We start from the raw sequence: 26014 nt of genomic DNA, 5'->3' as shown, positions 1-26014 counted from the left end.
ACCGGGTGGGAGGAAATGACCGAGCGTCGGCAATTGACGGCCGCCGCGGCCGCACCGGATTTGCTTGACGCGCGCCTGTCCGGCGCCGCGATGCAACCCGGGGACGGAACAGCTGTGCCTGTCCCGGCCGCGCCGCTGCTCAGCGTTGAAGACCTGCATGTCAGCTTCGCCACCGATGTCGCCACCGTGCGCGCGGTGGAAGGCTTCAGCCTGCAGGTCAGGCCCGGCGAAATCGTAGCATTGGTGGGTGAATCCGGCTCCGGCAAATCGGTCTCCGCGCATTCGATCATGCGGCTTTTGCCGCGGACCGGCCGCGTCCCGCAGGGCCGCATCATGTTCGAGGGGCGCAATCTTCTCGACCTGCCCGAAGAGCAGATGCGCGATGTGCGCGGTCGCGAAATCGCGATGATCTTCCAGGAGCCGATGACTTCGCTCAATCCGGTGCTTCCGATCGGATTGCAGATCATCGAGCCGCTGCAATTCCATCTCAAGATGAGCACGCAGGAAGCGAATAAGCGTGCTGCGGAATTGCTGCGCCTCGTCGGCATCACCGATCCTGAACAGCGGCTCAAGCAATATCCGCATCAATTCTCAGGCGGCATGCGCCAGCGCGTGATGATCGCGATCGGGCTGGCCTGCAATCCGAAGCTGATCATCGCAGACGAGCCGACCACCGCGCTCGACGTCACCATCCAGGCGCAGATCCTCGAGTTGATGAAGTCGCTGTCGCGCGACCTCGGCATCGCGCTGATCATCATCACGCATAATCTCGGCATCGTCGCGCGTTACGCGCATCGCGTGGTCGTCATGTATTCCGGCCGCGTGGTCGAGCAGGGTGAGGCAGATCCGGTGTTTCACCGGCCGCGTCATCCCTACACCATGGGGCTCCTGCGCTCGGTGCCGCGGCTCGACCGCCCGCGCACCGGCCTGCTTGCGACCATCGAAGGACTGCCGCCTTCGGCCGCCGATGCATTGCCGGGTTGCCGCTTTGCGCCGCGCTGCCCGTTTCACCTGCCAGTCTGCGACACACCGCCGCCGCTCGCCCCGACCGATACCGGCGGCCTCTCGGCCTGCGTGCGCGCACCGGAGATCGCCGTCGGGAAGCTGGCCTGGAGCAAGGCTGGCATTGCGGCCGCCGATGGTGCGCGGCAGGATTCGCCGGTGCCCGTTATTTCGGTGCGTAACCTCACCAAGCACTTCGCGGTCAAGACCGGCATGATGGCACGGACGCATCAGGTGCGTGCGGTCCAGGATGTGAGCTTCGAGGTGCGGCCGGGGGAGACAGTCGGGCTGGTCGGCGAATCCGGCTGCGGCAAGAGCACCGTCGGGCGGCTGATCCTGCGATTGGAGACGCCGACTGCGGGATCGATCGCATTCGAAGGCCGCGACTTCGCCGATGCGAGCCGCGCCGAATTCAAGGCGATGCGCCGCAAGATCCAGGCGGTGTTCCAGGACCCCTACTCATCGCTCAACCCGCGGATGACCACCGGTCAGATCATCGCCGAGCCGCTGAGGGTTTATGGCATCAGTCCCGATGGCGGCGCCGCGCGCGAACGGGTTGCCACGCTGCTCAACGAAGTAGGCCTGCGGCCGGAAATGGCCGATCGCTATCCGCACCAATTATCCGGCGGCCAGCGCCAGCGCGTCGGCATTGCCCGCGCGCTTGCAATCGAGCCGCAATTCATCGTCTGCGACGAGGCGGTCTCGGCGCTCGACGTGTCGATCCAGGGACAGATCGTCAATCTGCTGGAATCGCTGCAGCGCAAGCGCGGCCTCTCCTACCTCTTCATTGCGCATGACCTCGCCGTCGTTCGCCACATCTCGTCGCGCATCGTGGTGATGTATCTCGGCCGGGTGATGGAAACCGCCGATCGCGACGAATTGTGCGACCGCCCGCTCCACCCCTATACCAAGCTGCTGCTCGACGCGGCACCGATCCCGGATCCGACGATCGAGAAGGAGCGCGCGCCGCGGCTGATCCAGGGCGAATTGCCGAGCCCGTTATCGCCGCCGACAGGCTGCGTGTTCCACACCCGCTGCCCGATCGCCACCGCCGAATGCCGGAAGGACATCCCCGCGCTCCGCGAGATCCGTCCCGGCCATTCCGTAGCCTGCATCAAGGTCTGAGAAGGGAGACGCGCGCATGTTCCGCTATGTCGCCAACCGCCTCCTGCTCGCGATCCCGACCCTGATCGGCGTCGCCATCATCACCTTCTTCGTGCTGCGGGTGGTGCCGGGCGATATCGTCGAGGCCAAGCTGCGCGGCGACGGCGCGCAGGTCACCGTCGACGTCATCGAACGCGAGCGTGCGCGGCTGGGCCTCGACAAGCCCCTGTCCGAGCAATTCGTCGACTGGATGAAGGGGCTCGCGCGGTTCGACCTCGGCAACTCGATGTGGACCGGCCGGCCGGTGATCGACGAAGTGGCGGCGCGCTTCCAGATCACCTTCCAGATCGCCCTGATGGCGACCCTGATCGGCTGTTTCATCGCAATCCCGCTCGGAACGATGGCGGCGCTCTACCGCGGCACATGGATCGACACCGCGATCCGCATGTTCGCGGTGGCCGGCCTCGCGGTGCCGAGCTTCTGGCTTGGGATGCTGATCATCCTCGGTATGCTGTGGAGTATCGGCACCCTGCCGCCTCTCACGTTCACGCCGATCTATAAGAATCCCGGAGCCAATCTCTGGCAGCTGATCTGGCCGGCGCTCGCGGTCGGATACCGTTTCGCGGCGGTGCTGACCCGCATCGTGCGCTCGTCGCTATTGGAGGTGCTGGGCGAGGACTATATCCGCACCGCCCGCGCCAAGGGCGTGATCGAATCGGTGATCGTACGGCGCCACGCCTTGCGCAATGCGCTGCTCCCGGCGGTCACCGTGATCGGGCTGGAATTTGCGTTTCTGCTCGGCGGCCTGGTGGTCACCGAGCAGGTGTTCAGCCTCAACGGACTCGGCAAGCTGTTCATCCAGAGCGTCACGCGGCACGACTTCACGCTGATCCAGGGCATGGTGATGCTGTTCGCCACCTTCTACATCGTCACCAATCTGGTGATCGACCTCGTCTATGCCGCGCTCGACCCGCGCGTCCGCTACAGTTGAGGCCGCCATGACCGACACCACCATCCGTCCCGCAAAGCGTTCGTCCTGGCTGCGCAATCCGCTGGTCGATTTCTGCATCAGGCAGCCGGCCGGCATGGTCGCGATGCTGGTGCTGCTGATCATGCTGTTCGCCGGTGTGTTTGCCGAATACATCGCCCCCTACGATCCGATCCGCAACAACATGGCCAGCATGCTGCAGCCGCCGAGCTGGAAGCATTGGCTCGGCACCGATCCGTTCGGCCGCGATATTTTCTCCCGCATCATCTACGGCGCACGCACCGCGCTGATCATCGGCTTGTCCTCTGCATTTCTCGGCTGCACAATCGGCGCGGTCATCGGCGCAGGGTCCGCCTATTTCGGCGGCAAGATCGACAACGCGATCCAGCGCGGCATCGACCTGATGCTCTCCTTCCCGCTGATCGTTCTGGCGCTGGTGGTCGTGGCCGTGCTCGGCCGCAATCTCGTGTTCGGGATCGACATCAACCTCATTATCGCGATCGCGATCCCGATCGTGCCGCAAGTTGCGCGCGTGATCCGCTCGTCGGCGCTGGTCGTCCGCAACCTGCCCTATATCGATGCAGCGCGGATCGCCGGCTATTCCAACACCCGCATCGTGCTGCGCCACATGATCCCGAACCTGATGGCGCCGTTCCTGATCATGCTGACCGCCTATATCGCTCAGGCGATCCTGCTCGAAGCGGTGCTGTCGTTCCTCGGTTTGGGCGTGTCAGAGCCGGTGCCGGCCTGGGGGCTGATGCTGTCGGGCAGCGCCTCGGATTTCTTCGAAGAGGCACCGTGGATCGTGATCTTCCCGGGACTCGCCATCAGCCTTGCGGTGTTCGCGTTCAATCTTCTGGGCGACGCGCTGCGCGACTGGCTCGATCCGAAATTCAAGACGTGAGGCGCATCACCGCCGCGCATCCTCGCGGATCATCGCCGCACCTTTCTCGCCGATCATGATGGTCGGCGCATTGGTATTGCCGGTCGTGATCTTCGGCATGATCGACGCGTCGACCACGCGCAATCTTTCAATCCCATGCACGCGCAGGCGCGGATCGACCACCGCACCCGGATCGATCCCCATCCGGCAGGTGCCGACCGGATGAAATACGGTCGACGTATGCATGCGCGCGAACTCGGTCAGAGCCGCATCGTCCTGCGCGTCAACGCCGGGCACGGTTTCGTGCGCAACCGCATCGGCGATCGCCGGCTGCGCGAAGATGCGGCGCGCCAGCCGGATACCCGCCAGCGTCACCTCCATGTCCCGCGATGCGGAGAAATAGTTCGGCTGGATCTTCGGCGGCTTCTTCGGATCGGGCGAAACCGCCATGATGGTGCCCCGGCTTTCCGGATTCACCGCGCAGACCGCCGCGGTCATGCCGGGTTCGCGCTCCAGCGCGCCGAACCGGCTGCGATCGTAGCTGCCCGGCGTGAACAGGATCTGCAGGTCCGGACTGATGCGGCCCTCGGTCATGCGGGCGAACAGACTTGCGGTGGTGACGCCGAAGGTGAGCGCGCCGGTCCCGAACAGGCACCAGCGCGCGACCTCGCGCATCAGACGCGGCCCGCGCCGCAGTTCATTGACCGAAATCTCGCCGCGCACGCGATAGGCAAGCAGCGCCGCAAGATGGTCGATCAGGTTCGAGCCGACGCCGGACAGGTCGTGCACCACCGGTACGCCGATCGATTGCAGATGCGCGCCGGGTCCGATGCCGGAGAGTTGCAGCAATTGCGGCGAATTCACCGCGCCGCTGCAGACGATCACCTCCCGCAACGCCCGCGCCGTCATCGTGGCGCCGCCGCGCTCGTATTCGACGCCGGTGGCGCGCCGCCCTTCGAACAGGATGCGTCGTGCGTATGCTCCGGTTTCGACCCGCAAGTTGGCGCGCCGCCTTGCCGGCCGCAGGAAGGCGCGGGCGGTCGACTGGCGGATGCGCACGCGCCGGCTCATCTGCGAATAGCCGACGCCTTCCGGCTGCGAGCCGTTCAGATCTTGCGTGAACGGCACGCCGGCCTCCACCGCCGCTTTCACAAAGCGATGGGTCAGCGGCAGGACGGTCCGATAATCCTCCACGGCCATTTCGCCGTCGCGCCCGCGGTGCTCGTCGTCTCCACCGAGGCGTCGCTCCGACTTCCGGAAATATGGCAGCACGTCCGACGAACTCCAGCCGGTGCAACCCATCTGCGCCCAGCCATCATAGTCGGCAGGGTGTCCGCGTAGATACAGCATGCCGTTGATCGCGCTCGATCCGCCGAGCACCTTGCCGCGCGGCCAGCCGAGCGCGCGATTGCCGATTCCGGGCTCCGGCTCCGCGGTGTAATTCCAGTTGACCACCGGGTGACGCAGCAGCGTCACCATGCCGGCCGGGATGTGGATCATCGGCCGCCAGTCGCTCGGGCCGGCTTCGAGCAGCAGCACGCGATAACCATCTTCGGACAGCCGCGCGGCCACCACGCAGCCTGCAGAACCCGCGCCTACGACGATGAAATCAGCTTCGGCGGATTGCATGGCTCGTTCCAGAAACAGCAAAAGGCGGGGCCAGCGGCCCCGCCCTTTTATCGTGAGACCGTTACCGGTCGAACCAGACTTCCGACATGTCGAGATTGAGCACGGTGGTGGGAGCGAGCTTCCAGCCCTTAAACTCTTTCACCGCAGCGGTCGCGCGATTGTTGCCGAACAGCGGGATGTTGTAGCCCTGCTCCATCAGCCGCTCAAGGAACTGTCGCACAACCTTCTTGCGTTCGGCCGGGTCCTGGATATCCGCCTGCTTGTCGAACAGTTCCACCAGCACCTTGTCGTCTGCGCCGGAGTAATTGTTCGGACTGCCGGGGATGAACTTCACCAGCACTTCGTTCGGATCGACACTGACCGTATTGTTGAAGTCGATCGCGACGTCATAATTGCCGCTGGTGAGCGCCGCGAAATAGGGCGGCGTCTCGGCCGGGATCTGGTCGACCTCGATGCCGATCTGCCGCCACTGGTCCATGATGAAGATACCGAGCGGCTGCCAGGGCAGGCGGACGTTGCGATTGAGCAGCGTAAGTTTCAGATTCGGCACGCCTGCTTCCTTGAGCAGCCTCTTGGCCTCCTCCTGCCGCTGCTTGATATCGTTCGAGCCGAAGCCCGGCAGCTTTTCCATCTCCTCCTTGGAATAGGCGACTGGGCTTGCCGGCGGCACGAACACCGTCGGGAATTCCAGCGTCGCGAGCTTGGAAAGGCTCGGGATGCCGCCCTGCCGGTCGATGGCGAGGCTCAGCGCCTTGCGCACCCGCGGATCGTTGAACGGCGGCTTCTTCACATTCACGGTCAGGAAGTTCGTGATGTTGAACGAGTTCTCGTGGATCACCACGGCATCGCCGCGCAGATTCCTCAGGCGCGTGCGATCCGGCGGCGCGACCATGAACAGCAGCGCATCGACCTGATCGCCGGCCAGCGCATTGATGACGCCCGGACCGTTGATGAAGAAACCGCGGATGCCGTCGAGATAGGGTTTGCCCTTCTGGAAATAATTATCGAAGCGCTTCGCCGACCAGTGCGAGCCCTTCGCATATTCCTCGAATACGAACGGGCCGGTCCCCATCACATTGGTCTCGTAGAATTTCTGGTCCGCTTCCAGCTTCTTCGCCGAATAGACGCAGTTCCACGGATTCGCGAACATGTAGAGCGCGGCCGGGTTGACGTGCTTGAGCTTGAACACGACGGTGTCGGCCGACGGCGTCTCGATCGATTCAATGCTCGAGAATTGCCCACGGCGGGCCGAGGTGATGCCTTGCGGCGGATTGCGCAGGCGATCGAAGGTCGCCTTGATGTCGGCCGACGACAAGTCGCTGCCGTCATGGAATTTGACGCCCGGCTTTATCTTGAACGTATAGGTGAGACGGTCGGGCGCGACCGTCCAGGAATCGGCGAGGTCGCCGACGATCTTGGAATAGTCGTTGGTGTCGTATTTCAGGAGCGTCGAGTAATGCGGCGCCAGGACTTGAAGCGCGAATGACGTTGCCGCGGCATGGCAATCGAAATTCGTTGGCTCGCCCTCGATGACATGTCTCAGGACACCGCCGCGCTTGGGCGTTTCAGCCATGGCTGCGGTTGAAATGCTGCCTGCGATCGCGAGGCAAACAAGACCTTGCGCAATCCGAGCGATAGCTCGCATCAGAACCTCCCCTTGTCGTGCGATCGCCGCTTTGCGCACGCGATCACCGTTCCGTTTATCGGAACCTCTTTCCTTACAGTGGAGTCTAACCGCCACACATCCGGCGTCAATGCAAACCGCAGCCGGTCAGAGATCGCGGTCGATCGTGTCCAGGAATTGCGGTCTGCGCCGCTCAAGAAATGAGCGCACGCCTTCGGCAAGATCGGCCGACGTCGACAGCCGCGCGGCATGCTCGCGCGCCTGTGAAAGCGCAGTCTGCTCGTCAAGGTCTTGCGCCGCGGCGATCATCCGCTTGGCATATTGCATTGCACGCGCTGGCGCCGCCGCAAGACGTTGCGCAAACGCTTCGCTTTCCGTTGCAAGATTGGCCTGCGGCACAACGCGCGCGATCAGGCCCCAATGCAGCGCGGTCGGCGCGTCGATCGGTTCGCCGAGCAGCATCAGTTGCCGTGCGCGCACGGGCCCGATCTGCCGAGTGACGCGAAGAATGCCGCCGGCGGCCGGGATCGCGCCGAGCTTGATTTCAGGCAGCCCGAACCGAGCGTGCTCCCCCGCGATGATGAAATCGCAGCAGACCGCAAGCTCGAGCCCGCCGCCCAGCGCAACGCCCTCGACCACCGCGAGTGTCGGCTTCGCGCAACGGGCCAGCCGGTCAAACAGCAGGGCATCGGACTCGAATTGCGCAAGCGTGCGCTCTGCCGACCCGAGGCTTGCCGTGATTTCGTTGATATCGAAGCCGGCACAGAATGCCTTCGGCCCGTCGCCTCGCAACACGATGGCACGGACGCTGTCATCGTCTTCGAACGCTCGCAGCCGCGCCGCAAGTTCGGCGCGCATCGCGGTGTCGAGCGCATTCATCGGCGGCGCGGATATCGTGGCGGTCGCGACCCCGTCCGTTATGCCAGTAAGGATGCGACCCATGAGCGATCTCTCGTGTGTCTAGCGGTCTGGCGGAAGCATCGTCAAAACAGACGATGCCGTGGCCAGGATCGCATCGCCCCCCTCCGCGCGCAGGCTCGCGCGCGCAAATCCGTTACGGCGGCCGATGCGGTCGATTTCCCCCTCTGCCAGCAAAGCGCCCGGCTTGACGGCGGCAAGGAACGAAACGGTCAGGCTCGCGGTGGCGAAATGAACATTGTCGTCGAGCGTGGTCATGATTGCGGCGGCCATCGCGAAATCCAGCATCGCCGATACCGCGCCGCCCTGTACCACGCTGGCGCCTTGCATGAACAATGGCGCCGGCTCGAACCGCAACAGCACCCGGCCGTTGCCCGCGGAGACGATGGTGGTACCGAGCGCCAGCAACAGCGGCGACGAGTCGAACGCAAGCGGCACGTCCGGACTGGCGAGAAATTCGCGGATGCGCGCCCGATCCGGGTTCATGGCAGTGATGAAGCTCGCTTCGGTCAATCGATCTCGATGCACACCTTGCCAACGTGATTGCCACCCTGCAACCAGGTCAGCGCCTCCGGGAGTTGCTGCAGCGGAAACACCTTGTCCACCACCGGCTTGATGTCGTGCTGCCCGATCGCGCGCAGCATGTCGGAAAACTGCCGGCGATTGCCGAGCGCGACGCCGATCACATTGAGCATATTCATGGTGATGAGTGGCAGCGGGAAGTCCAGCGAAGGGCCGGCGACCACGCCGATCACGGCAATCGTCCCGCCAAGCCTGGATGCCCGGATCGACTGCTTGATGGTGCCGGCGCCGCCGACTTCGACCACCAGATCGACCCCGCGCCCGCCATTGAGCTTGCGCGCGGTCTTGCCCCATTCAGCGTCCTCGCGGTAGTTGATCACGTGATCGGCGCCCAACGCCTTCAGCCGCTGGAGCTTGGCGTCGCTCGACGATGTCGCGATCACGGTGGCGCCGGCCGCCTTTGCGAATTGCAGCGCGAACAGCGACACGCCGCCGGTGCCTTGCGTCAGTACGACATGTTCAGGCCCGGTCTTCAGCGCGACGCGGACCGCGCTCCAGGCGGTGATTGCCGCACATGGCAGGGTCGCCGCTTCAATGAAGCTCAGGTTTGCCGGGATCGGCAGGATCGCGTCGGCGTTGAACACCCGGTATTGCGAGGCGACGCCATCCGCCAGTCCGCCGGGTGCGTCGCGCAGCAGAAACTCCTGCGGCTCGCCATCCTGCCAGAACGGAAAGAAGCAGCCGACCACGCGGTCGCCGACCTTCCATTCCCGCACGCCAGCACCAACCTCGGCGACCTCGCCGGCGCCGTCGGACAAAAGGATCAGGTCCTCGCGCTTCTGCATCCCGCCGTATTTGCCGTCGAGCGTCAGCAGGTCGCGAAAATTCAGCGAGGCCGCTTTCATGCGCACCAGCACCTGGCCGGGGCCGGGCTTCGGATCGGGAACATCGCGCAACGCGAGATTGGACAACCCCAACCCGCCCATCACCATAGCCTTCATCGGCGCTTCTCCTTTGCCGTCCCTCGCAGCGCGTCGCGGCGCCGCTTACAATTCGTGGAACCTGCGATTGTCCTTCGCCATCTCGAGCAGCATGGCGGGCGGTTCGAAACGTCCGCCGAAGCGGCCGGCATAGTCCTTGGCGCGGCGCGCGAATTCCGCAGCACCGACCCGGTCGACATAGGAGAATACGCCACCAAGATGCGCCGGATAGCCCCAGCCGAGCACGGCGGCGAGATCGCCGTCGATCGGGCGGCTGACCACATCCTCCTCCAGCGTACGAATGGCCTCCAGCGATTGAACGTAAAGCAGCCGCTCGCGAACGGTCTCCTCGTCCAGCGACGACGGCGTGGAACCGAGACAGGCGGCCAGCCCGTCCCACGGATCGCGAGTGTCGCCGTTATAGGTATAGACGCCGTTGCCCTCGATCTTGCCAACGCGGCCAGCATCCGCAAGCTTGCCGACGGTCTCGCGCGCGACGCTGCCACGATCGGCGATGCGATGGCCGTCGCCGCGCATGGACGCGAAGATGTCCTTCAGGAGCGGCATTGTGACCATGTCGCAGAGTTGCACCGGGCCGAGTGAGAAGCCGGCATTGACCGCGGCGTTGTCGATCAGTTGCGGCGCAACGCCTTCGGCCAGCAGGTTCATGGTTTCGCTGGAATAGGTGGTGACGATCCGGCTGGTGAAGAAGCCAAGCCCGTCACGCACCACCACCGGCGTCTTGTCGATGGCTTTCAGGAAGTCCAGAGCGCGCGCCAGCGTTTCGTCCGAGGTGGCGGCGGTCCGGATCACCTCGACCAGCGGCATGCGATCGACCGGCGAGAAGAAATGCAGGCCGATCATGCAGGATGGATCGGAGACGGCGCGCGCCAGTTCGGTGATCGGAATGCTGGAGGTGTTGCTCGCAATCGGCGTGCCCGGCCGGGCGGCGGCAGCGACCTTCGCCAGAACCTCCTGTTTGAGATCTGCGCGTTCGAACACCGCCTCCACAACGATACCGCTGGTGGCGATTCCCTCATAGGAAGACGTTGCGCGGATTCGCCCGATCACGTCGGCATACGAGCCGCCGCGCAGGCGCCCGCGCTCGGCATCGCGTTCCGCATTCTTGGCGATGGACTGCCGGCTCTTGAGAGCGACGTCGTCCGACACATCGATCAGGTCGACCTGCATCCCGGCCTGTGCGGCGACGTAAGCGATGCCGCGTCCCATCACGCCGCCGCCGATCACGGTGACTTTCGCCGGCTTTGACGCAGCCACGTCTTTCGGCCGCATCTTCATCGCCTTGGCGTCGGTCGTGCCGACGAACAGCGTGCGGATCTTGGCCTTGGCATCGGGCGAGGCCGCAAGCCGCGCGAAATAGCGCGTTTCAATCGCGATACCGGCATCGAGGCCACGCTCCAGCCCGTGATGCAGCACCTGCAGGATCGCTTCGCTGGCGAGATCGCAACCGGCGCTGCGCTTGTGCAGCCGGGTCCAGCTGCCCATGAAGAACATGCGCCCTTCCGCCGATTGCGGCGCGAACCCCGGCAGCTTGTAGCCTTTCACGTCCCACGGCTGCGCCGCATTCGGGTTGGCGAGCGCCCAGGCTTTGGCCTCCGCACGCAACTGCTCGGCTGGCACCACCGCATCGATGATTCCGGCAGCGAGCGCATCGGCCGGCTTCAACCGCTTGCCTTCCAGCAACAAGGGCGTCGCCGCCGCGATCCCGATCAGTCGCGGCAGGCGCTGTGTACCCCCGCCGCCCGGCATCAGCCCGAGCGTGACCTCAGGCAGCCCGAAACGCGCCGACGCAACGTCGGCCGCGATCCGGCGATGACAGGCCAGCGCCAGCTCAAAGCCGCCACCGAGCGCAGTGCCGTTGAGCGCGGCGACCACCGGCTTGCCGCCGGTTTCGAGTTTGCGCAGCGCCTTCAAAAACGGCGTCACGATCGCGATCGCATCGGCCGGTGTCTCGACGCGGCGCAACTGGTCGAGGTCGCCGCCGGCGAGGAAGTCGCGCTTCGCCGAGGTGAGGACAATTCCTTTCACAGACTCATCGGCCAGCAGCCGGTCGATCAGTGCGGCGAATTCGACGTTGTCCTGCGCGCCAAGCGTATTCACCGGCCCGGGGCTGTCGAACACAAGGAGGGCGATTCCGTCGCCCAACTCTTCCTGACGGATCATCCTAAGTCTTCCTGCCGGATCATGTTGTTGTTCTCTCAGACCCGTTCGATCAGCGTTGCGACGCCCATGCCGAGCCCGACGCACAGCGTGGCGACGCCGCGCTTCGCGCCGGTGCGCTCCAGTTCGTCGACCAGCGTGCCGATCATGATATTGCCGGTTGCACCGATCGGATGACCCATGGCGATAGCGCCGCCATTGACGTTGACGCGATCGTGCGCAACGCCGGTCTCTTCCATGAAATGCAGGACCACCGACGCGAAGGCCTCGTTCACTTCGAAGATGTCGACATCGTCGAGAGTCAGTCCCGCTCTTGCGACCGCCTTGCGCGCGGCCTCGCCGGGAGCGGTCAGCATGAGGCAAGGCTCGCAGCCGACGGTCGCAAAGCTGACGAATCGCGCCCGCGGCTTGAGGCCAAGCTCCTTGCCGAGTGCGGGCGAGCCGATCAGCATCGCGGCTGCGCCGTCGACCACGCCGGACGAATTGCCAGCGGTGTGAACGTGATTGAGCCGGTTCACCTGCGGATAGCGATGGCGCACGATGTCACCGAAGCCACCTTTCACCGCCATGGTCTCGAAGGCAGGCTTGAGCTTGCCGAGCGCCGCCATATCGGTGCCGGGGCGCATATGCTCATCGCGCGACAGGCACGGCGTGCCGTTGAAATCGCTCACCGTGACCACGGAGCGCGCGAAGCGCCCCTCGTCCCAGGCGCGCGCCGCGCGCTTTTGCGATTCCACCGCATAGGCGTCGACATCCTCGCGCGAATGGCCGTCCAAAGTTGCGACGAGATCCGCCGCGACACCCAGCGGCGTAAAATTGGTGATGGTGTTGAATTCGGCATCGCTGCCCCAGGGGCCGCCGGTGCCGCCCATGGAGATCAGCGACATCATCTCGACGCCGCCCGCGATCATGCAATCCGCCTGCCCGGCCATCACCCGCGCAGCAGCGGAATTGGCAGCGTCCAGTCCTGACGAACAGAAACGGCTGACCACCGAACCGGAGATGCGATCGTCGAAGCCCGCGCGCAGCAGCGACGATCGCGCGATGTCGGCGCCCTGGTCGTCGACGGCGTCGCCGCAGCCGAAGACGATGTCATCGATGGTCGCACGGGTGCATCCGGTGCGCTGATCCAGCGCCTTGAGGACCGTAGCCCCGAGATCGATCGGGGAAAGCGTATGCAGACTGCCGGTGGCGCGGCCGGAACCCCGTGGCGTGCGCAGCGAATCGTAGATCAAAGCCTCGGCCATGATGCGTCCTGCCCTCGGCCGCGACGCGCCACTCGAGGCGTCGCCGTACGGCTCTGCGTTCCGTTATCCGGAATGATATTTCATCTATTGATATCGGAGCGGCGAAGCGAGTTCAAGCGGCGGCCCCGATGATGGGCTTATGCTAGGATAATATCACTATGTTGAATGACCGGTGCAGATGATCGACGCATCAGCTTTCTCCATCGATGTACCCGGCCGCGGCGCGGTTTCCGCAAAGCTGACGAAGCCCGACGCGCCGCTAGCGGCCTTCGTCTTCGCCCACGGCGCCGGCGCCGGCATGACGCACCCTTTCATGCAGGCCGTCGCAACCGGACTTGCCGCGCGCCGCATTGCGACCCTGCGCTACCAGTTTCCGTATATGGAGCATGGCAGCAAGCGACCGGATCCACCTGCGGTCGCACAAGCGACCGTCCGCGCCGCGGTCGCGGCAACCGCAGCGGCGTTGCCCGGCGTGGCGCTGATCGCAGGCGGGAAATCCTTTGGCGGACGCATGACGTCGCAGGCACAGGCCGCGGAACCGCTGCCGCATGTACGCGGGCTGTGCTTCTTCGGCTTTCCGCTACATCCGGCCGGCAAACCCGCGACCGATCGCGGCGCGCATCTCGCGACGATCAATGTACCGATGCTGTTCCTTCAAGGCGCCAGGGACGCGCTCGCGGACGTCGACCTGATCGAACCGTTGATCGCATCGCTCGCGCCACGCGCGACCCTGCATCTCGTCACCGATGCCGATCACTCGTTTCACGTTCCGGTGCGATCCGGGCGCAAGGATGCACAGGTGATGGAGGAAATCCTGGATGCGATGGCGGATTGGACCGCGCACATCCTCGACGAACATTGATTGCCGCGCGTGAAAGTGTCGCAATGTTCGATTTTGATCCATCAGCCGCATTATCGCACCGCAATCAGTAATCGGGTGCCCCTGCGCGTCATAGGACTGCCCCATTGCCTGATCCAAATAGGGACAGGGATTCGAGTGGGGGCTCGCATCATGACGACTTCATCATCCGCGGCTCGCCGTTCCGTTTGTGCGTCCGCGATCGTCGCTTTGGCATCCACGTACCGCGTTGACGTTTTTGTACCGCGACTGGGCCGCGCTTGCTGTCCCACCGAGCTGCCATTGCCGGGGGATATTCAATGATCAACATGCTGATCGGCGCCGTCCTTGGCGTCGGAGGATTCATTGCGCTCGAATGGTGGCTCGTCGGCCGCAAACCGGCAGGCAACAGGGGGACTCATGGTATTCGATGAATCCGACTGCGACCGCATGGAGCGCGCGCTGGTGCGGGCCTATCAGTTCTTCATGAGGAGCGGCCGCCTCTCCACCGAAAATCTTTCGATCACCAAGGCGACCTTGAGCCGCGCCATCATGCACGCGATGGAACGCGGCGAAAGGGATGAGTCGCGGCTGGCGATGTATGCGGTGAATACCTTCGCCACCTATGCCAGCGACATCCTGGCCAGGGACCTGACCTATATCGGCGCGCGGCGGCACGCGATCATGACGCGTGGCGCCTCGGCCGACAGAGATCGCGGTTCGATCAGGGTGTCTTGACGGACCGTCCCGACACCGTCCGGCTGACGGAATCCGGCCATCAATATCTCCACCCGTCGTTCGACACGATCCGCCGCGAAACGCGCGTTGGCCTAGGGGCCGGAGCGCTTCGTGTTTCCACGATCAAGACTCTCGATCGTGTCGAACAACGACCGGACATCGCTTTCGGCGATCGCCCGCGTGATAAAAACGAAACGGCTTGTGCGATCGCCGTTCGACCAGGATTGCAATTCCGCCGGCGGGTGCGCGAGATGCTGCACGAATTGCACCACCACCGGCCCGTTACATCCTTTGATGTTCAGCAGCCCCTTGGCCCTCAGAATATCGCCACCGCGAAGCGCCAGCAGCGTATCCATCGCCCGCGCGACCACGTCCCAGGCGAGCGGCTGATCCCATGTCAGTGTGAAGCTGCCAATTCCGTCGCTATGGAGGAATTCAGCCGGAGCTTCGGCCCTGAACGGCGATGATGACTGCGCTGGCGCGAAGATCGAGGGATCGGCCCGACCCGCGTCCGCCCTCACAATGGGCGCGCGCGGATTGAGCGAGCGCAGTCGCGCGGCCAGCGCATCGCCGTCATTCGCCGTCGCGATATCGACCTTGGACATCACGATCCGGTCGGCCAGTATCACCTGCTGCCGCGCCTCGGCAAACTGCGTGAGCGTCGTCAGGCCATTGACGGCATCGGCGACCGCGACCACCGCGTCCACGTGACATTCACCGCCAAGCGCGCGATCGGTGGCGAAAGTGCTCAGAATCGGACCCGGGTCTGCCAGGCCCGACGTCTCGATCACGATGCGCCTGAAATGCGGCACGAGCCCGCGCTCGCGTTCCGACATCAATCTGTGCAGCGCCAACTGAAGGTCGGAGCGGACATTGCAACACAGGCAACCGTTGCCCAGGAGAACGGTCTCGTCGGCGCTCGAGCGAAGCAAGGCATCGTCGATTCCTGCGGAGCCAAATTCGTTGACCACGATGGCGGTCCCATGCCCCTCGGCGCTGTCGAGAAAGGCCTTCACCAGCGTGGTTTTTCCGGCACCAAGAAATCCGGTGACGACAATCACCGGGATCCGTGCGCCGCGTTCGTGGCGCAGGCGGCGGCCGAACGGACCGGCATCCGGAGAGCGGAACAGTTGCTGCATGGTTCAGTGCCGGACCTCGCTCCGGTCGCGGAGCAGCCTAGAACTCCATCTCGAGAATATACAGCCCGCCGACATGGCGATCGACCGTGTAGACGATGCCGCGTTCGTCCACGAACACATCGTTGAGCTGGATGGTGCCGAGCGGGGCAAGCGGCGGCGCTTCCGGCACGAAGGTCGCAATTTCCTTTGGCTGATAAGGGTTCGAGATATCGTAGGCGCGGATGCCGCCATTGAAGAAGGTGCCGACCACGACCTGATCGGAGTACCAGGCATGCGGCGACGGCACATTCTCGTGGATGTTATGAGCGCCAAAGCGCCCGCCACGTCCCTTGAATGCGTCATATGGCAACGGGCAGGTCGAGATCGGAACCGGGTTGGTCTCGTCACGTCCGTCGAGAATCCAGATCAGTTTCGGCCAGTCTGCGGCATTGTCGATGACCGACTCGTCCGTGACCACCAGAAGCCCGCGGTCGAACAGCGGCATGATCGTATGCGTGAAGCCGTGATAGGGCGGCGAGTTATCCCAGCGGCAGATCGGCTTCGGCCGCGACATGTCGGAAATGTCCATGATGAACATCCCGCCGTCGATGTAACCGAGATAGCAGCGGTCCGGCCGCTGCGGGTAGACATTGGTGTTGTGTGCGCGGAAGCCCATGTCGCAGAGCGGCTTCGGATGGCGCGCCGGCGGCGGCACGTCGTCGCCCACCCGTGTGCCCGGCATCCACCAGCGGCCGGCTTCTACCGGCTTGGACGGATTGCGGACATCGAAAATCTGGTAGCATTGGTCGTCCAGCGGATGCGTCGCCTGGAAGTCCGGCGCACCGGACGCCATGTGGACATAATTGCCGTCACAGAACCACAACTGGTGCACGCCGCGCGAATAGGGCCCCGAACGGTCGACGAAGGCAATGCTCTTCGGATTTTCCGGCACCGAAATGTCGAACAGTTCGAACCCCGCCGGCTTCTGCCCGACCTTCTGGCATTGATAGGCGACGGCCATGATGTCGCCGCTGATTTCCAGCGAGTTCGACCGCATGTAGCTTTCAGGCAGTTCGGTCTGAACCACGATCTTCGGGTCGCGCGGGTTGCTCACGTCGACGGCGGTGAAATTTTTCGGCGCGCTCTCGTGCGCCAGCCAGATGATGCGGCGGCCGTCCTTGGCGACCTGAACCGCCATGCCCTCCCCCATTCCGCCGAAACCTCCGAGTTCGTGATGGCCAAGCAGCTTGAAATTCCACGCCACGGAATCGGACGCACGGGACTTGAGGGCATTTTCAGACATTGCATTCTCCAGACACACAATCAGTCATGCCCGGGATTTGCCCGGGCACCAATCTGCTCGACTAGCACAGAACGCCGATGGCCGGGACGGACCCGGCCATGACGCAGGATGATCGACCTTAGGACGCCGCGCGCGCCTTCTCCATGAAGTCGGGCCGCAGTGCCTTTTTCCAGTCGGGGATCGCGGAAATCCGCTTGGCCTTCAGCAGAATCTCCGCCTCCCCCTGCATATAGGGTGCCAGATCGGCTGGAAAGCCGGGATTGACCTCGACCCGCGCCAGCGCCTTCTCGAAGGTCTCCGGCGCCATCTTGTAGCCCTTCTCGGTGTAGAATTTGTAGATCGAGTCAGCGACCTTCTTCGGCTGTTCCTTGAAATCGCGCGCGACATCCAGCCATGCCTGCAGATAGGCGACGACGGCCTTCGGGTTCTGCTCGATAAAATCCGGCGTCGCTGCCATGAACACCGGCATTTTGTCGTAAGGCGAGAAATCGGTGAGGATATTGGCGATCCCGTCGGCTTCCGCGATCGCATTATATGGCTCGACCGTCACCGCCGCGTCGATGGTCTTGGCGGCGAGCGCGGCAACCATGTCGTTGACGTTCATCCGCACCTCCTGCCAGTCGCTTTTCTGCAGGCCGGCCTTGGGCGCGATGGTGTTGGTGAAGATGTTGGCGGTCGAGGCTCCGACCTGGTTGCCGATTTTCATGCCCTTCAGGTCGGACACACTCTTCAGGTTGAGGTCCTTGCGGGCGATGACCGCAGCGGTCTTGCCGACCTGCTCGATCACGGCAATGCCGACGAGACCGCCCTTGTCGTGTCCCAGGATCATGGACTGGCCGGCATAGGTGCCGAGATCGACCTGACGCGCCACCATCTGCTGCATGGTGAGATTGCCGGACGGCACGGCGAATTCCTCGAACTTCAGGCCGCGCTTTTCGAGCGCTCCGGAGCGCAGCAGATAATAGGTCGGCATGCCCCACATATTGGTCTGATAACCCTGACGGACCGTCGCCATCTGCGCATCCGCGAAGCGCATCCCGCCAATTCCGGCGGCAAGCGCGGCACCGCTCGCAACGATGTAATCTCGGCGGGTCAGCCCATTCCTCCGTGTCGTCATGGCTAAGTCCTCCCTGTGCCGGCCGTAACCGGATTTGTTCTCAGTTCTGTATCTGGCCCAGTTCTCGCAGCAGTTTCTTCTGATAGTCGAGAAATTCCACACTCAGCGGATCGCGCGGACGCGGCAGATCGATCTGCACCTCCGCCTTCACGGTGCCGGGATGCGGTGTCATGACGATCACCCGGTCGGCGAGATACACCGCCTCCGAGACATTGTGGGTGACGTAAATCACGGTCTTCTTGGTCTCGCGCCACACATCCGCCAGCAGGCGCTGCATGTCGTCGCGCGTGAGTGCGTCGAGCGCCGCGAACGGCTCGTCCATCAGGAGCACCGCCGGGTTATAGGCGAGCGCGCGAGCAATCGCGACGCGCTGCTGCATGCCGCCGGAAAGATGGTGCGGATAGGATTTGACGAATTTCTCCAGTTTCACCAGGCGCAACTGCTCGAGCGCGATGGCTTCGCGCTCGTCCTTCGGCACGCCCTTCATTTCGAGACCGAAGGCGACATTGCCGAGCGCCGTGCGCCACGGAAATAACTGGGCAAAATCCTGGAACACCACGCCGCGGTCCATGCCGTGGCCGTTGACTTTCTTGCCGCCGATCCTGATCTCGCCGCCGCTTGGCGAAATGAATCCCGCAATGATGTTAAGCAGCGTGGACTTGCCGCAACCGCTCGGACCGACGAGGCACAGGAACTCCGAGCGGTCGATATCGAGACTCACATCCTGCACGCCGGTCACGCGTCCGGCGGGAGTATCATAATTGAGACAAACGTCCCGGATTTCGATTTCAGCCATCCCGACCGCTGAACCTTTCCTTATGTACGCGCCGCCCGGACCATTCCCCAGCGCATGACGGTGGCCTTCTCGATCGATCCGAAGAACAGGCGCTCGAATGCAAAGCCGATGAATCCGATCACCGCGAGCGAGGCCAGCATCATGTCGGCTGCGAGGAACTCCTTCGAATCGAAGATCACCCAGCCGAGCCCCCAATCGGAAGCGGCCAGGAATTCCGCGCCGATCACCGCGATCCAGGCGCGCAGGAACGCCTGCCGCACGCCGGTGATGATGAAGGGCGACGCGGCCGGAATCATGACCTTCCAGAACATCGATTGCCCGTTTGCACCCATGGCGCCGGCCGCACGCAGCCACAACGGGTTGACCGACCGGACACCCGACCAGGTATTGATCAGAATCGGGAACGTCGCGGCGTAGAACACAATCAGGATCGCGACCGTATTGCCGAGCCCGAACCACAGGATAAAGACAGGAACCCAGGCGAGCGAAGGAATCGGCATCAGCGCGCTCGCAAGCGGCAGGCAGAAATTCTCCACGCGCTTGAAGCGCGCCATCAACACCCCGAGCGGCACCGCGACGATAATGGCGAGCGTCATCCCGACCAGCACCCGATAGAGGGTGGCGGACGCGTGGTGCAGCATTGTGCCGTCAGTCAGCGCGGTCCATAGCGTGGCGCCGACCTTCGACAAGGGCGGGAGCAGGACGGCCGGAAAATAGCCGCTGCGAGCGGCAACCTCATAAATGACGAGCAGCGCGATGACAGAGGTTGCGGCGCGCCGCCACGAGCGGATGCGTTCTGCGGTCAACGTCATCGCATCATGCCCCAGCGAACAAGCGTGTAGTCCTCGAGTTTCTGGAACACGAGTTTCTCAAGCGTCAGCCCGATGATGCCGATCACGGCGACGCCCGCCAGCATCACATCGGTATTGAGAAACTCGCGCGCACCGAAGATCAGCCAGCCAAGCCCCCAGGACACCGCCGCGAGCATCTCGACGCCGACCAGCACCCGCCAGGCCTGCGCAAGCCCAAGCCGCCAGCCGGTGAGGATATACGGCAAGGCGCCGGGCAGGATGACATGGCGGAAAACCTTTTGATCGCTCGCGCCCATGGCCTGCGCCGAACGCAGCCAGATCTCCTTCACCGCCTTGACGCCCGTCCATGTGTTGAACACGATCGGGAAAGTCGACACGAACGCGACCAGGAGTATCGTCGGCAGATTGCCGAGCCCGAACCACAAAAGGAATAGCGGCGCATAGGCAATACCGGGAATCGGCGCAAGCATGGCGACGATCGGCAGCGTGTAGTCTTCGGCGCGCTTCGACCGGCCCATGGCAATGCCGATCAGCACGCCGATCGCCGCGGCAATCGCAAAGCCCGCGAGCAGCCGCAGGATCGTCTCGAACGCGTGATGGGGCAGGATGCCTGCAACGGTGAGTTGCCAGAAAGCGGTGGCAATGTCGCCGAGCGTCGGAAACAGCTTGCTCGGGAACGACCCGCTGCGCGCCACGATCTCCCAGATGATGCCGACCACGACAAACGGCAACGCGTTGCGCGCAAGGCTGCGCAAAGCCTGCCCGGCGGATGTGGCAGACGTGACTGGAGCCGCGGACGCTGCCTGAACGGCATCGGTCATGGCAATCCGAACGTTTCCTACCCGATCCGGCGCGTTGCTTTGAGCTTCTGTCGTGCGCCGGATGAAGAGAGGATATTCGTCTGCGCGCGATCAAACAACCGCCGGGATGACTTGCCGCATCCTTTCATTCGGCGGTCGCACCGCCGGGTATCACATGGTGAAAGAAACCTGGCGAGAAACCCGCGATGTTGCTTTCGCGTTAGCGGCTCAATGTTGGCGGCGCGTTGGCAGCGGCGCACCACCGAACCGGCTGTGCATGATCGTCGTCGCACCATCTTCGCAGGTGCAACATCCCGCACCAGTAGCGTGAACGCGTGCCATGCACATTCTTGCCCACTCCGCAGCGTTCAAAAACAAGGCAGGCAGGATCATAAGATCGCTGGACGCGAGACCGGGAAGGCGCGCTATAATCTTCGTGACGGCACAACAAACAAGACGCTGAAGCGTCGCCGCCTTGAGGAAATGCCAATCAGACGCATCGACCGCAAATCATGCGGCAAATGCGCATCATAGGGAGGGTTGCATGAAGGTCTCTCGCCGCACTGCCATCAAGGGCGCGCTCGCCGCCGGCGTCAGCACGCAGGTCGTCAAAATTCCTGCAGCGGTCGCGCAGGCCGCGCCGATCCAGGTCGGCTTCCTCACCGTCAAGACCGGTCCGCTCGCCTCCGGCGGCATACAGATGGAGCAGGGTCTCACCGCCTTCTTCAGGGAAAAAAACTACACACTCGCCGGCCGCAAGGTTGAGGTGCATACCGGCGACACCGGCGGCAATCCGGCGCAGACGCGCACCAAGACGCAGGAGCTGGTGGAGCGCCTGAAGGTCAACGTGCTGATCGGTCCGCTGGCCGCATTCGAAGCGCTCGCGATCGACGATTACATCCGCTCGACGCAAACGCCGATCCTCACGGTTGCTGGCGCCGAAGACATGACACAGCGCAAGGCCAATCCCTGGCTGGTGCGGCCGAGTTCGACCTCGGCGCAACCGAGCCATCCGGTCGGCGATTACGCGGCCAAGGACATGAAGCTGAAGCGCGTCGCGGCAATCGCCGACGACTTCGCCTTCGGTCACGAGAATGTCGGCAGCTTCCTGCGCGCCTTCGAGGACGCCGGCGGCAAGGTTGTGCAGAAGCTGTTCACGCCGCTGAATGCACCGGATTACGGCACCTATATCTCGCAGCTCAAGCCGGATCTCGACGGCGTCTATACCGGGCATGCCGGCTCGAACGGCTTCAAGTTCATCAAGCAGCTGCGCGAATACGGCAACAAGTCGCAAATCCTTGGTGGCTTCACGCCGGTGGACGAGTCGCTGCTGCAGCAGATGGGGGACGACGCGCTCGGCGCCATCACCGGAAACTGGTATTCGGCGCAACTGGACAATCCGATCAACAAGCGCTTCGTCGCCGCGATCCAGAAGGACTACAAGGTCGATCCGGGCGTCTATGCGGCCGAAACCTATCTCTGCGGCGAGGTGCTGGAAGAAGCACTGAAGCAGGTGAAGGGCAATATCGAGGACAAGAACAACTTCATGAAGGCGCTGAAGGGCGTCAACCTCAAGGAATCGCTGCGCGGCCCGATGCATTTCGACGAATACGGCAACGTGGTCGGTAACCTCTATATTCGCAAGGTCGAGCGCAAGGACGGCAAGCTCGTCAATGCTGTGGTCAAGACCTATCCGGATGTCAGCCAGTTCTGGACCTACAAGCCAGAGGAGTTCCTGAAGCAGCCAGTCTATTCGCGCGACTTCCCGCCGGCGAAGAATCTGGAGAACTGATTTCTGCTCTTCACCTCCCCCTGAACGGGGGAGGTCGATTGCCTCGCGATAGCGAGACAATCGGGTGGGGGTCTATTCTGCAATGACCCCCTCCCCCTCCTTCCCCCGTTCAGGGGAAGGGAGTCAAAGGGCGGGGCAAGCTTCACACAATGCAATTCTGGATCATTCAAACGCTGAACTCGGTCGCGTTCGGCGGCCTTTTGTTCCTGCTATCGTCCGGCTTCTCGCTGATCTTCGGGCTGATGCGCATTCCGAATCTGGCGCATGGCGCGTTCTTCATGCTGGGGGCTTATTTCGGCTACACGCTGCTTTCGCTGAAATTCAATTTCTGGCTCGCAGCGATCGGCGCCGGCCTCGGGGTCGGCCTGGTCGGCATTATCCTCGAACGCTTCATCCTGCGGCAATTGCCCGGCAACGCGCAGGGCCAGGTGCTGGTGACGCTCGGGCTGTCATTCATCATCGCCGATCTGTGCCTTCTGATTTGGACCGGCGATCCGATGCCTTTGCCGGCACCCGCCGAGTTGCGTCCGCCACTGCGTTACTTCGGGCTCGCCTTCCCGACCTACCGGCTGGTCGTGCTGGGCCTCGCACTTGTTGCTGCGGTTGGGCTCTACATCCTGATGGAGCGGACCCGCATCGGCGCGATGATCCGCGCCGGCGTCGACGACATGGAGATGGCGCGCGGCGTCGGTATTCCGGTCGGCCGGCTGTTCACCATGGTGTTCCTGCTCGGTGCGGCGCTGGCCGGGACCGGTGGCGTGCTCGGCGGACCGATCCTCAATGCCTATCCCGGACTTGATGCGGACATGCTGCCGCTGGCGTTGATCGTCGTCATCCTCGGCGGCGCCGGCTCGCTGCTCGGCGCCTTCGTCGGCAGCTTCGTGGTCGGCTTCCTCTACAATTTCGGGATCGCGCTCGTTCCCGACCTCGCCTATTTCGTGCTGTTCCTGCCGATGGTGCTGGTGCTCGTCTTCCTGCCGCAAGGCCTGTTCGGACGGGTGCAGATGTGAGCCGCGGCAATCTCATCGCACTTGTGGTCGCAACCATTCTGCTGATCGCACTGCCGCGCATCATCACGCATGAATTCTACATCAACATGGCGACTCAGTGTCTGATCTTCGCGGTCCTCGCTCTGAGCCTGAACCTGATGCTCGGCTTCGGTGGCATGGTGTCGCTCGGTCATGCCGCCTATATCGGCGTGGCCGGCTATACCTGCATCCTGCTCACGGTCGCCGGGTGGGATCCGCTGCTCGCCGCGATCGCCGCACTGGCCTTGTCCACGGTATGCGCGGGTATATTCGGAATGCTGTCGCTGCGTGCGCCGGGGCTTGGCTTCCTGATGATCACCCTGGCGCTCGGCCAGATCGTCTGGGGCATCGCCTATCGCGCGAATACGCTGACCGGCGGCGACAACGGCATCAGCCTGCCGGCGCGGCCGAAGCCCTTCGGCTTCGACATCACGAGCGCACCGGCTTTTTATTATTTCACGCTGATCGTATTTGCATTCGCGCTGTTCGGCATGTGGCGCTTCGCCCGCTCGCCGTTCGGCGCAAGCTTGATGGGCACGCGCGATCAGCCGCGCCGCATGCGCATGCTGGGTCACAATGTGTGGATGGTGCAGTGGCTGACCTTCGTGATCGCCGGCTTCTGGGGATCGGTGGGCGGACTGATGTTCGTCTATTACAACGTGTTCCTGTCACCGCATGCATTGACGCTGCAGCAATCCGCCGAAATCCTGCTGATGTCGATCCTCGGCGGCGCATCGTCGCTGACCGGTCCGATCGTCGGCGCAATCATCATCACGCTCATCAAGAACGTCGCCTCGACCTATGTCGAGCGCTGGAACACCCTGCTCGGCGCGATCTTCATTGCGGTGATCATCTTCATGCCGCTTGGACTGGTACCCGGATTCCGCGCGCTGTGGCTGCGCTTCTCCAACCGCAACAAGCCGAAGACGCCTTCGCCCGCTGCGGAGCCCGCCGAATGACTCCCGCGCTCGCCATCGATGGCCTGAGCAAGCGGTTCGGCGGCCTGCCGGCGACGCGGAATGTGTCGCTGAAGGTCATGCCCGGCGAGCGCCGGCTGATCATCGGCCCGAACGGAGCCGGCAAGACCACGCTTTTCAATCTGATCACCGGCGATCTCACCGCCGATTCCGGATCGGTGAAGCTGTTCGGGCATGAACTGCTGGGCATACCGACGGAAAAGCGCGTGCATCTCGGTCTCGCCCGCACCTATCAGATTCTGACGCTGTTCCCGAAGGAGACGCTCCTCCACAACGTCAAGCTCGCACTGCTGGGTCTCGATCCGGTGCGCTGGAATCCGTGGACGGTGCTGTCGGCGCGCACGGCGATGACGGAGGCGGCTCACGCGGCGCTGGCCCAGGTCGGACTCGACGGCAGCGCCGAGCGGATCGTTTCGGAAACCTCGTATGGCGAATTGCGGCGGCTCGAATTCGCGATGGCGCTGGCGCAGAAGCCGAAGGTGCTGCTGCTCGACGAGCCGCTGGCGGGGTTGTCGCAGGAAGAACGCAAGACGCTGAGTGCGTTGCTGAAGACCATTCCGCGCGACGTCACCATCGTCATGATCGAACACGACATGGACACGGCCCTGGAATTCGCCGAGCGCATCACGCTCCTGCATTATGGCGAGGTGATCGTGGAAGGCAGCCGCGCCGAGGTGGTGGCCGATCCGCGTACGCGGGAGGTCTATCTTGGCGACTGATCCGGCCGCACAGGCGCTCGCGATCTCGGGGATCGACGCCTATTACGGCAACAGTCACGTGCTGCACGGCGTCAGCTTTGCGCTGAAGGAGGGCCATTTGCTCGGCCTGCTTGGTCGCAACGGCGCCGGCAAGACCACCTGCATGTCATCGATCATGGGCTTCCTGAAGCCGCGGCGCGGTTCGATCACGCTGTTCGGCGAAGAGATCGCGGGACTGGCCTCCGAAACGATCGCGCACCGGGGTATCGGCCTCGTTCCGCAGGGGCGGCGGGTCTTCAAGTCGCTGACCGTTCGCGAAAATCTGAGCGTCGCCGAACAGCGCCGGAAGCGCACCGACGGCCGCCCGGCCTGGACCTTCGAGCGCGTCTACGACCTGTTCCCGCGGCTGCGGGAACGCCAGCAGCAGATTGCCGGTTCGCTCTCCGGCGGCGAGCAGCAGATGCTGGCGATTGCACGCGCGCTGATGGGCAATCCGCGCGTACTGCTGATGGACGAGCCATCGGAGGGACTGGCGCCGCAGATCGTCGCCGAGGTCGGACGCACCATTGCGCTGCTGAAGTCCGAGGGGCTGTCGATTGTCCTGGTCGAGCAGAATATCAAGCTGACGCTCGAGCTCGCGGACGAGGTCGTGATCATCAATACAGGGCGCATCGCCTTCGACGGACCCGCGGACGCGGTGAAGCGTGATCACGATCTGGTTGCGCAGCAGCTCGGCGTGTTCTGACCGCTGTGGCTTGCGGGCGTGCGAGCGCTGCCCGGGCAGAATCCCGCATCTCGGGACTGCCGCTAAAACGAAGAAAATTTTCGATTTCAACAGCTTAGGGAAATGGTGCCCAGGGGCGGGATCGAACCACCGACACTGCGATTTTCAGTCGCATGCTCTACCAACTGAGCTACC

At 63.6% G+C, this 26014-nt stretch carries 23 protein-coding genes and 1 tRNA gene; 10 read left to right on the top strand and 14 right to left on the bottom strand.

Annotated features, from left to right (window positions below; genetic code table 11):
• Window positions 1-15 precede the first annotated feature (15 nt).
• Genes AC5I5I_RS21640 through AC5I5I_RS21630 form a run of 3 tightly spaced genes read left to right on the top strand, consistent with a single transcriptional unit; the run spans window position 16 to window position 3998 of the window.
• Complete coding sequence (locus tag AC5I5I_RS21640) at window positions 16-2127, top strand: dipeptide ABC transporter ATP-binding protein (RefSeq protein ID WP_495976502.1); 2112 nt, start codon at window positions 16-18, stop codon at window positions 2125-2127.
• Between the two features lie 16 nt (window positions 2128-2143).
• A complete protein-coding gene (locus AC5I5I_RS21635; RefSeq protein ID WP_495976500.1) occupies window positions 2144-3097 on the top strand; it encodes an ABC transporter permease in 954 nt (317 codons plus the stop codon).
• Between the two features lie 7 nt (window positions 3098-3104).
• Window positions 3105-3998 carry an ABC transporter permease gene (locus tag AC5I5I_RS21630; protein ID WP_495976498.1) on the top strand — a complete coding sequence of 298 codons (894 nt, stop codon included), beginning with the start codon at window positions 3105-3107 and terminating at the stop codon, window positions 3996-3998.
• Between the two features lie 6 nt (window positions 3999-4004).
• On the opposite strand, the gene AC5I5I_RS21625 is transcribed toward AC5I5I_RS21630, so the two are convergent.
• The 7 genes from AC5I5I_RS21625 to AC5I5I_RS21595 all read right to left on the bottom strand — a co-directional run bounded on the left by AC5I5I_RS21625 (window position 4005) and on the right by AC5I5I_RS21595 (window position 13078).
• Window positions 4005-5606 (bottom strand): GMC family oxidoreductase, encoded by a 1602-nt coding sequence (locus tag AC5I5I_RS21625; RefSeq protein ID WP_495976496.1) that lies wholly within the window; start codon window positions 5604-5606, stop codon window positions 4005-4007.
• Window positions 5607-5667: 61 nt separating this feature from the next.
• Window positions 5668-7251, bottom strand: coding sequence for an ABC transporter substrate-binding protein (locus AC5I5I_RS21620; RefSeq protein ID WP_495976494.1), 1584 nt, complete (start codon window positions 7249-7251; stop codon window positions 5668-5670).
• A 126-nt stretch (window positions 7252-7377) separates the two neighbouring features.
• Window positions 7378-8172 (bottom strand): enoyl-CoA hydratase/isomerase family protein, encoded by a 795-nt coding sequence (locus AC5I5I_RS21615; RefSeq protein WP_495976492.1) that lies wholly within the window; start codon window positions 8170-8172, stop codon window positions 7378-7380.
• An 18-nt stretch (window positions 8173-8190) separates the two neighbouring features.
• Window positions 8191-8661, bottom strand: coding sequence for a PaaI family thioesterase (locus AC5I5I_RS21610; protein ID WP_495976490.1), 471 nt, complete (start codon window positions 8659-8661; stop codon window positions 8191-8193).
• Window positions 8658-9671, bottom strand: a complete 1014-nt coding sequence (locus tag AC5I5I_RS21605) for a zinc-dependent alcohol dehydrogenase family protein (protein WP_495976488.1) — start codon at window positions 9669-9671, stop codon at window positions 8658-8660. The genes AC5I5I_RS21610 and AC5I5I_RS21605 overlap by 4 nt, the downstream gene beginning before the upstream one ends.
• A 45-nt stretch (window positions 9672-9716) precedes the next feature.
• Window positions 9717-11834 (bottom strand): 3-hydroxyacyl-CoA dehydrogenase NAD-binding domain-containing protein, encoded by a 2118-nt coding sequence (locus AC5I5I_RS21600; RefSeq protein ID WP_495976486.1) that lies wholly within the window; start codon window positions 11832-11834, stop codon window positions 9717-9719.
• Window positions 11835-11869: 35 nt separating this feature from the next.
• Window positions 11870-13078, bottom strand: a complete 1209-nt coding sequence (locus tag AC5I5I_RS21595) for an acetyl-CoA C-acetyltransferase (RefSeq protein WP_495976484.1) — start codon at window positions 13076-13078, stop codon at window positions 11870-11872.
• A 178-nt stretch (window positions 13079-13256) separates the two neighbouring features.
• Between AC5I5I_RS21595 and AC5I5I_RS21590 the strand changes: the two genes are divergently transcribed.
• Together AC5I5I_RS21590 and AC5I5I_RS21585 are read left to right on the top strand one after the other, a co-directional pair.
• Window positions 13257-13940 (top strand): alpha/beta hydrolase family protein, encoded by a 684-nt coding sequence (locus AC5I5I_RS21590; protein WP_495976902.1) that lies wholly within the window; start codon window positions 13257-13259, stop codon window positions 13938-13940.
• A gap of 396 nt (window positions 13941-14336) precedes the next feature.
• Window positions 14337-14654 (top strand): hypothetical protein, encoded by a 318-nt coding sequence (locus AC5I5I_RS21585; RefSeq protein ID WP_495976482.1) that lies wholly within the window; start codon window positions 14337-14339, stop codon window positions 14652-14654.
• A 92-nt stretch (window positions 14655-14746) separates the two neighbouring features.
• On the opposite strand, the gene AC5I5I_RS21580 is transcribed toward AC5I5I_RS21585, so the two are convergent.
• The 6 genes from AC5I5I_RS21580 to AC5I5I_RS21555 form a co-directional block, all read right to left on the bottom strand.
• Window positions 14747-15793, bottom strand: coding sequence for a CobW family GTP-binding protein (locus tag AC5I5I_RS21580; RefSeq protein WP_495976480.1), 1047 nt, complete (start codon window positions 15791-15793; stop codon window positions 14747-14749).
• Window positions 15794-15830: 37 nt separating this feature from the next.
• Window positions 15831-17075 (bottom strand): LVIVD repeat-containing protein, encoded by a 1245-nt coding sequence (locus AC5I5I_RS21575; RefSeq protein ID WP_495976478.1) that lies wholly within the window; start codon window positions 17073-17075, stop codon window positions 15831-15833.
• A 118-nt stretch (window positions 17076-17193) separates the two neighbouring features.
• A complete protein-coding gene (locus AC5I5I_RS21570) occupies window positions 17194-18192 on the bottom strand; it encodes an ABC transporter substrate-binding protein (RefSeq protein WP_495976476.1) in 999 nt (332 codons plus the stop codon).
• A gap of 40 nt (window positions 18193-18232) precedes the next feature.
• Window positions 18233-18988, bottom strand: coding sequence for an ABC transporter ATP-binding protein (locus AC5I5I_RS21565; RefSeq protein ID WP_495976474.1), 756 nt, complete (start codon window positions 18986-18988; stop codon window positions 18233-18235).
• A gap of 20 nt (window positions 18989-19008) precedes the next feature.
• Complete coding sequence (locus tag AC5I5I_RS21560) at window positions 19009-19800, bottom strand: ABC transporter permease (protein WP_495976472.1); 792 nt, start codon at window positions 19798-19800, stop codon at window positions 19009-19011.
• Window positions 19797-20621 carry an ABC transporter permease gene (locus tag AC5I5I_RS21555; RefSeq protein ID WP_495976470.1) on the bottom strand — a complete coding sequence of 275 codons (825 nt, stop codon included), beginning with the start codon at window positions 20619-20621 and terminating at the stop codon, window positions 19797-19799. The genes AC5I5I_RS21560 and AC5I5I_RS21555 overlap by 4 nt, the downstream gene beginning before the upstream one ends.
• A 523-nt stretch (window positions 20622-21144) precedes the next feature.
• On the opposite strand from AC5I5I_RS21555, the gene AC5I5I_RS21550 reads away from it, so the two are divergent.
• The 5 genes from AC5I5I_RS21550 to AC5I5I_RS21530 all read left to right on the top strand — a co-directional run bounded on the left by AC5I5I_RS21550 (window position 21145) and on the right by AC5I5I_RS21530 (window position 25840).
• A complete protein-coding gene (locus tag AC5I5I_RS21550) occupies window positions 21145-22392 on the top strand; it encodes an ABC transporter substrate-binding protein (RefSeq protein WP_495976468.1) in 1248 nt (415 codons plus the stop codon).
• A 149-nt stretch (window positions 22393-22541) separates the two neighbouring features.
• Window positions 22542-23402, top strand: coding sequence for a branched-chain amino acid ABC transporter permease (locus tag AC5I5I_RS21545; RefSeq protein ID WP_495976466.1), 861 nt, complete (start codon window positions 22542-22544; stop codon window positions 23400-23402).
• Window positions 23399-24379, top strand: coding sequence for a branched-chain amino acid ABC transporter permease (locus AC5I5I_RS21540; protein ID WP_495976464.1), 981 nt, complete (start codon window positions 23399-23401; stop codon window positions 24377-24379). Before AC5I5I_RS21545 ends, AC5I5I_RS21540 begins: the two co-directional genes overlap by 4 nt.
• Complete coding sequence (locus AC5I5I_RS21535; protein WP_495976462.1) at window positions 24376-25116, top strand: ABC transporter ATP-binding protein; 741 nt, start codon at window positions 24376-24378, stop codon at window positions 25114-25116. Before AC5I5I_RS21540 ends, AC5I5I_RS21535 begins: the two co-directional genes overlap by 4 nt.
• Window positions 25106-25840 (top strand): ABC transporter ATP-binding protein, encoded by a 735-nt coding sequence (locus tag AC5I5I_RS21530; protein ID WP_495976460.1) that lies wholly within the window; start codon window positions 25106-25108, stop codon window positions 25838-25840. Before AC5I5I_RS21535 ends, AC5I5I_RS21530 begins: the two co-directional genes overlap by 11 nt.
• Window positions 25841-25943: 103 nt before the next feature.
• On the opposite strand, the gene AC5I5I_RS21525 is transcribed toward AC5I5I_RS21530, so the two are convergent.
• A tRNA-Phe gene (locus tag AC5I5I_RS21525) sits at window positions 25944-26013 on the bottom strand.
• Window position 26014 lies beyond the last annotated feature (1 nt).

This window comes from Pseudorhodoplanes sp. (genome assembly GCF_059499825.1).
The sequence above is the reverse complement of the archived record's forward strand: the minus strand, read 5'-3'. Positions and strand labels throughout refer to the sequence as shown.

Excerpts from the sequence above, each read along its gene's own strand:
- AC5I5I_RS21640 (WP_495976502.1), top strand. The coding sequence starts at position 16 with ATGACCGAGCGTCGGCAATTGACGGCCGCCGCGGCCGCACCGGATTTG.
- AC5I5I_RS21635 (WP_495976500.1), top strand. The coding sequence starts at position 2,144 with ATGTTCCGCTATGTCGCCAACCGCCTCCTGCTCGCGATCCCGACCCTG.
- AC5I5I_RS21630 (WP_495976498.1), top strand. The coding sequence starts at position 3,105 with ATGACCGACACCACCATCCGTCCCGCAAAGCGTTCGTCCTGGCTGCGC.
- AC5I5I_RS21625 (WP_495976496.1), bottom strand. The coding sequence starts at position 5,606 with ATGCAATCCGCCGAAGCTGATTTCATCGTCGTAGGCGCGGGTTCTGCA.
- AC5I5I_RS21620 (WP_495976494.1), bottom strand. The coding sequence starts at position 7,251 with ATGCGAGCTATCGCTCGGATTGCGCAAGGTCTTGTTTGCCTCGCGATC.
- AC5I5I_RS21615 (WP_495976492.1), bottom strand. The coding sequence starts at position 8,172 with ATGGGTCGCATCCTTACTGGCATAACGGACGGGGTCGCGACCGCCACG.
- AC5I5I_RS21605 (WP_495976488.1), bottom strand. The coding sequence starts at position 9,671 with ATGAAGGCTATGGTGATGGGCGGGTTGGGGTTGTCCAATCTCGCGTTG.
- AC5I5I_RS21600 (WP_495976486.1), bottom strand. The coding sequence starts at position 11,834 with ATGATCCGTCAGGAAGAGTTGGGCGACGGAATCGCCCTCCTTGTGTTC.
- AC5I5I_RS21595 (WP_495976484.1), bottom strand. The coding sequence starts at position 13,078 with ATGGCCGAGGCTTTGATCTACGATTCGCTGCGCACGCCACGGGGTTCC.
- AC5I5I_RS21590 (WP_495976902.1), top strand. The coding sequence starts at position 13,257 with ATGATCGACGCATCAGCTTTCTCCATCGATGTACCCGGCCGCGGCGCG.
- AC5I5I_RS21585 (WP_495976482.1), top strand. The coding sequence starts at position 14,337 with ATGGTATTCGATGAATCCGACTGCGACCGCATGGAGCGCGCGCTGGTG.
- AC5I5I_RS21580 (WP_495976480.1), bottom strand. The coding sequence starts at position 15,793 with ATGCAGCAACTGTTCCGCTCTCCGGATGCCGGTCCGTTCGGCCGCCGC.
- AC5I5I_RS21575 (WP_495976478.1), bottom strand. The coding sequence starts at position 17,075 with ATGTCTGAAAATGCCCTCAAGTCCCGTGCGTCCGATTCCGTGGCGTGG.
- AC5I5I_RS21570 (WP_495976476.1), bottom strand. The coding sequence starts at position 18,192 with ATGACGACACGGAGGAATGGGCTGACCCGCCGAGATTACATCGTTGCG.
- AC5I5I_RS21565 (WP_495976474.1), bottom strand. The coding sequence starts at position 18,988 with ATGGCTGAAATCGAAATCCGGGACGTTTGTCTCAATTATGATACTCCC.
- AC5I5I_RS21560 (WP_495976472.1), bottom strand. The coding sequence starts at position 19,800 with ATGACGTTGACCGCAGAACGCATCCGCTCGTGGCGGCGCGCCGCAACC.
- AC5I5I_RS21555 (WP_495976470.1), bottom strand. The coding sequence starts at position 20,621 with ATGACCGATGCCGTTCAGGCAGCGTCCGCGGCTCCAGTCACGTCTGCC.
- AC5I5I_RS21550 (WP_495976468.1), top strand. The coding sequence starts at position 21,145 with ATGAAGGTCTCTCGCCGCACTGCCATCAAGGGCGCGCTCGCCGCCGGC.
- AC5I5I_RS21545 (WP_495976466.1), top strand. The coding sequence starts at position 22,542 with ATGCAATTCTGGATCATTCAAACGCTGAACTCGGTCGCGTTCGGCGGC.
- AC5I5I_RS21535 (WP_495976462.1), top strand. The coding sequence starts at position 24,376 with ATGACTCCCGCGCTCGCCATCGATGGCCTGAGCAAGCGGTTCGGCGGC.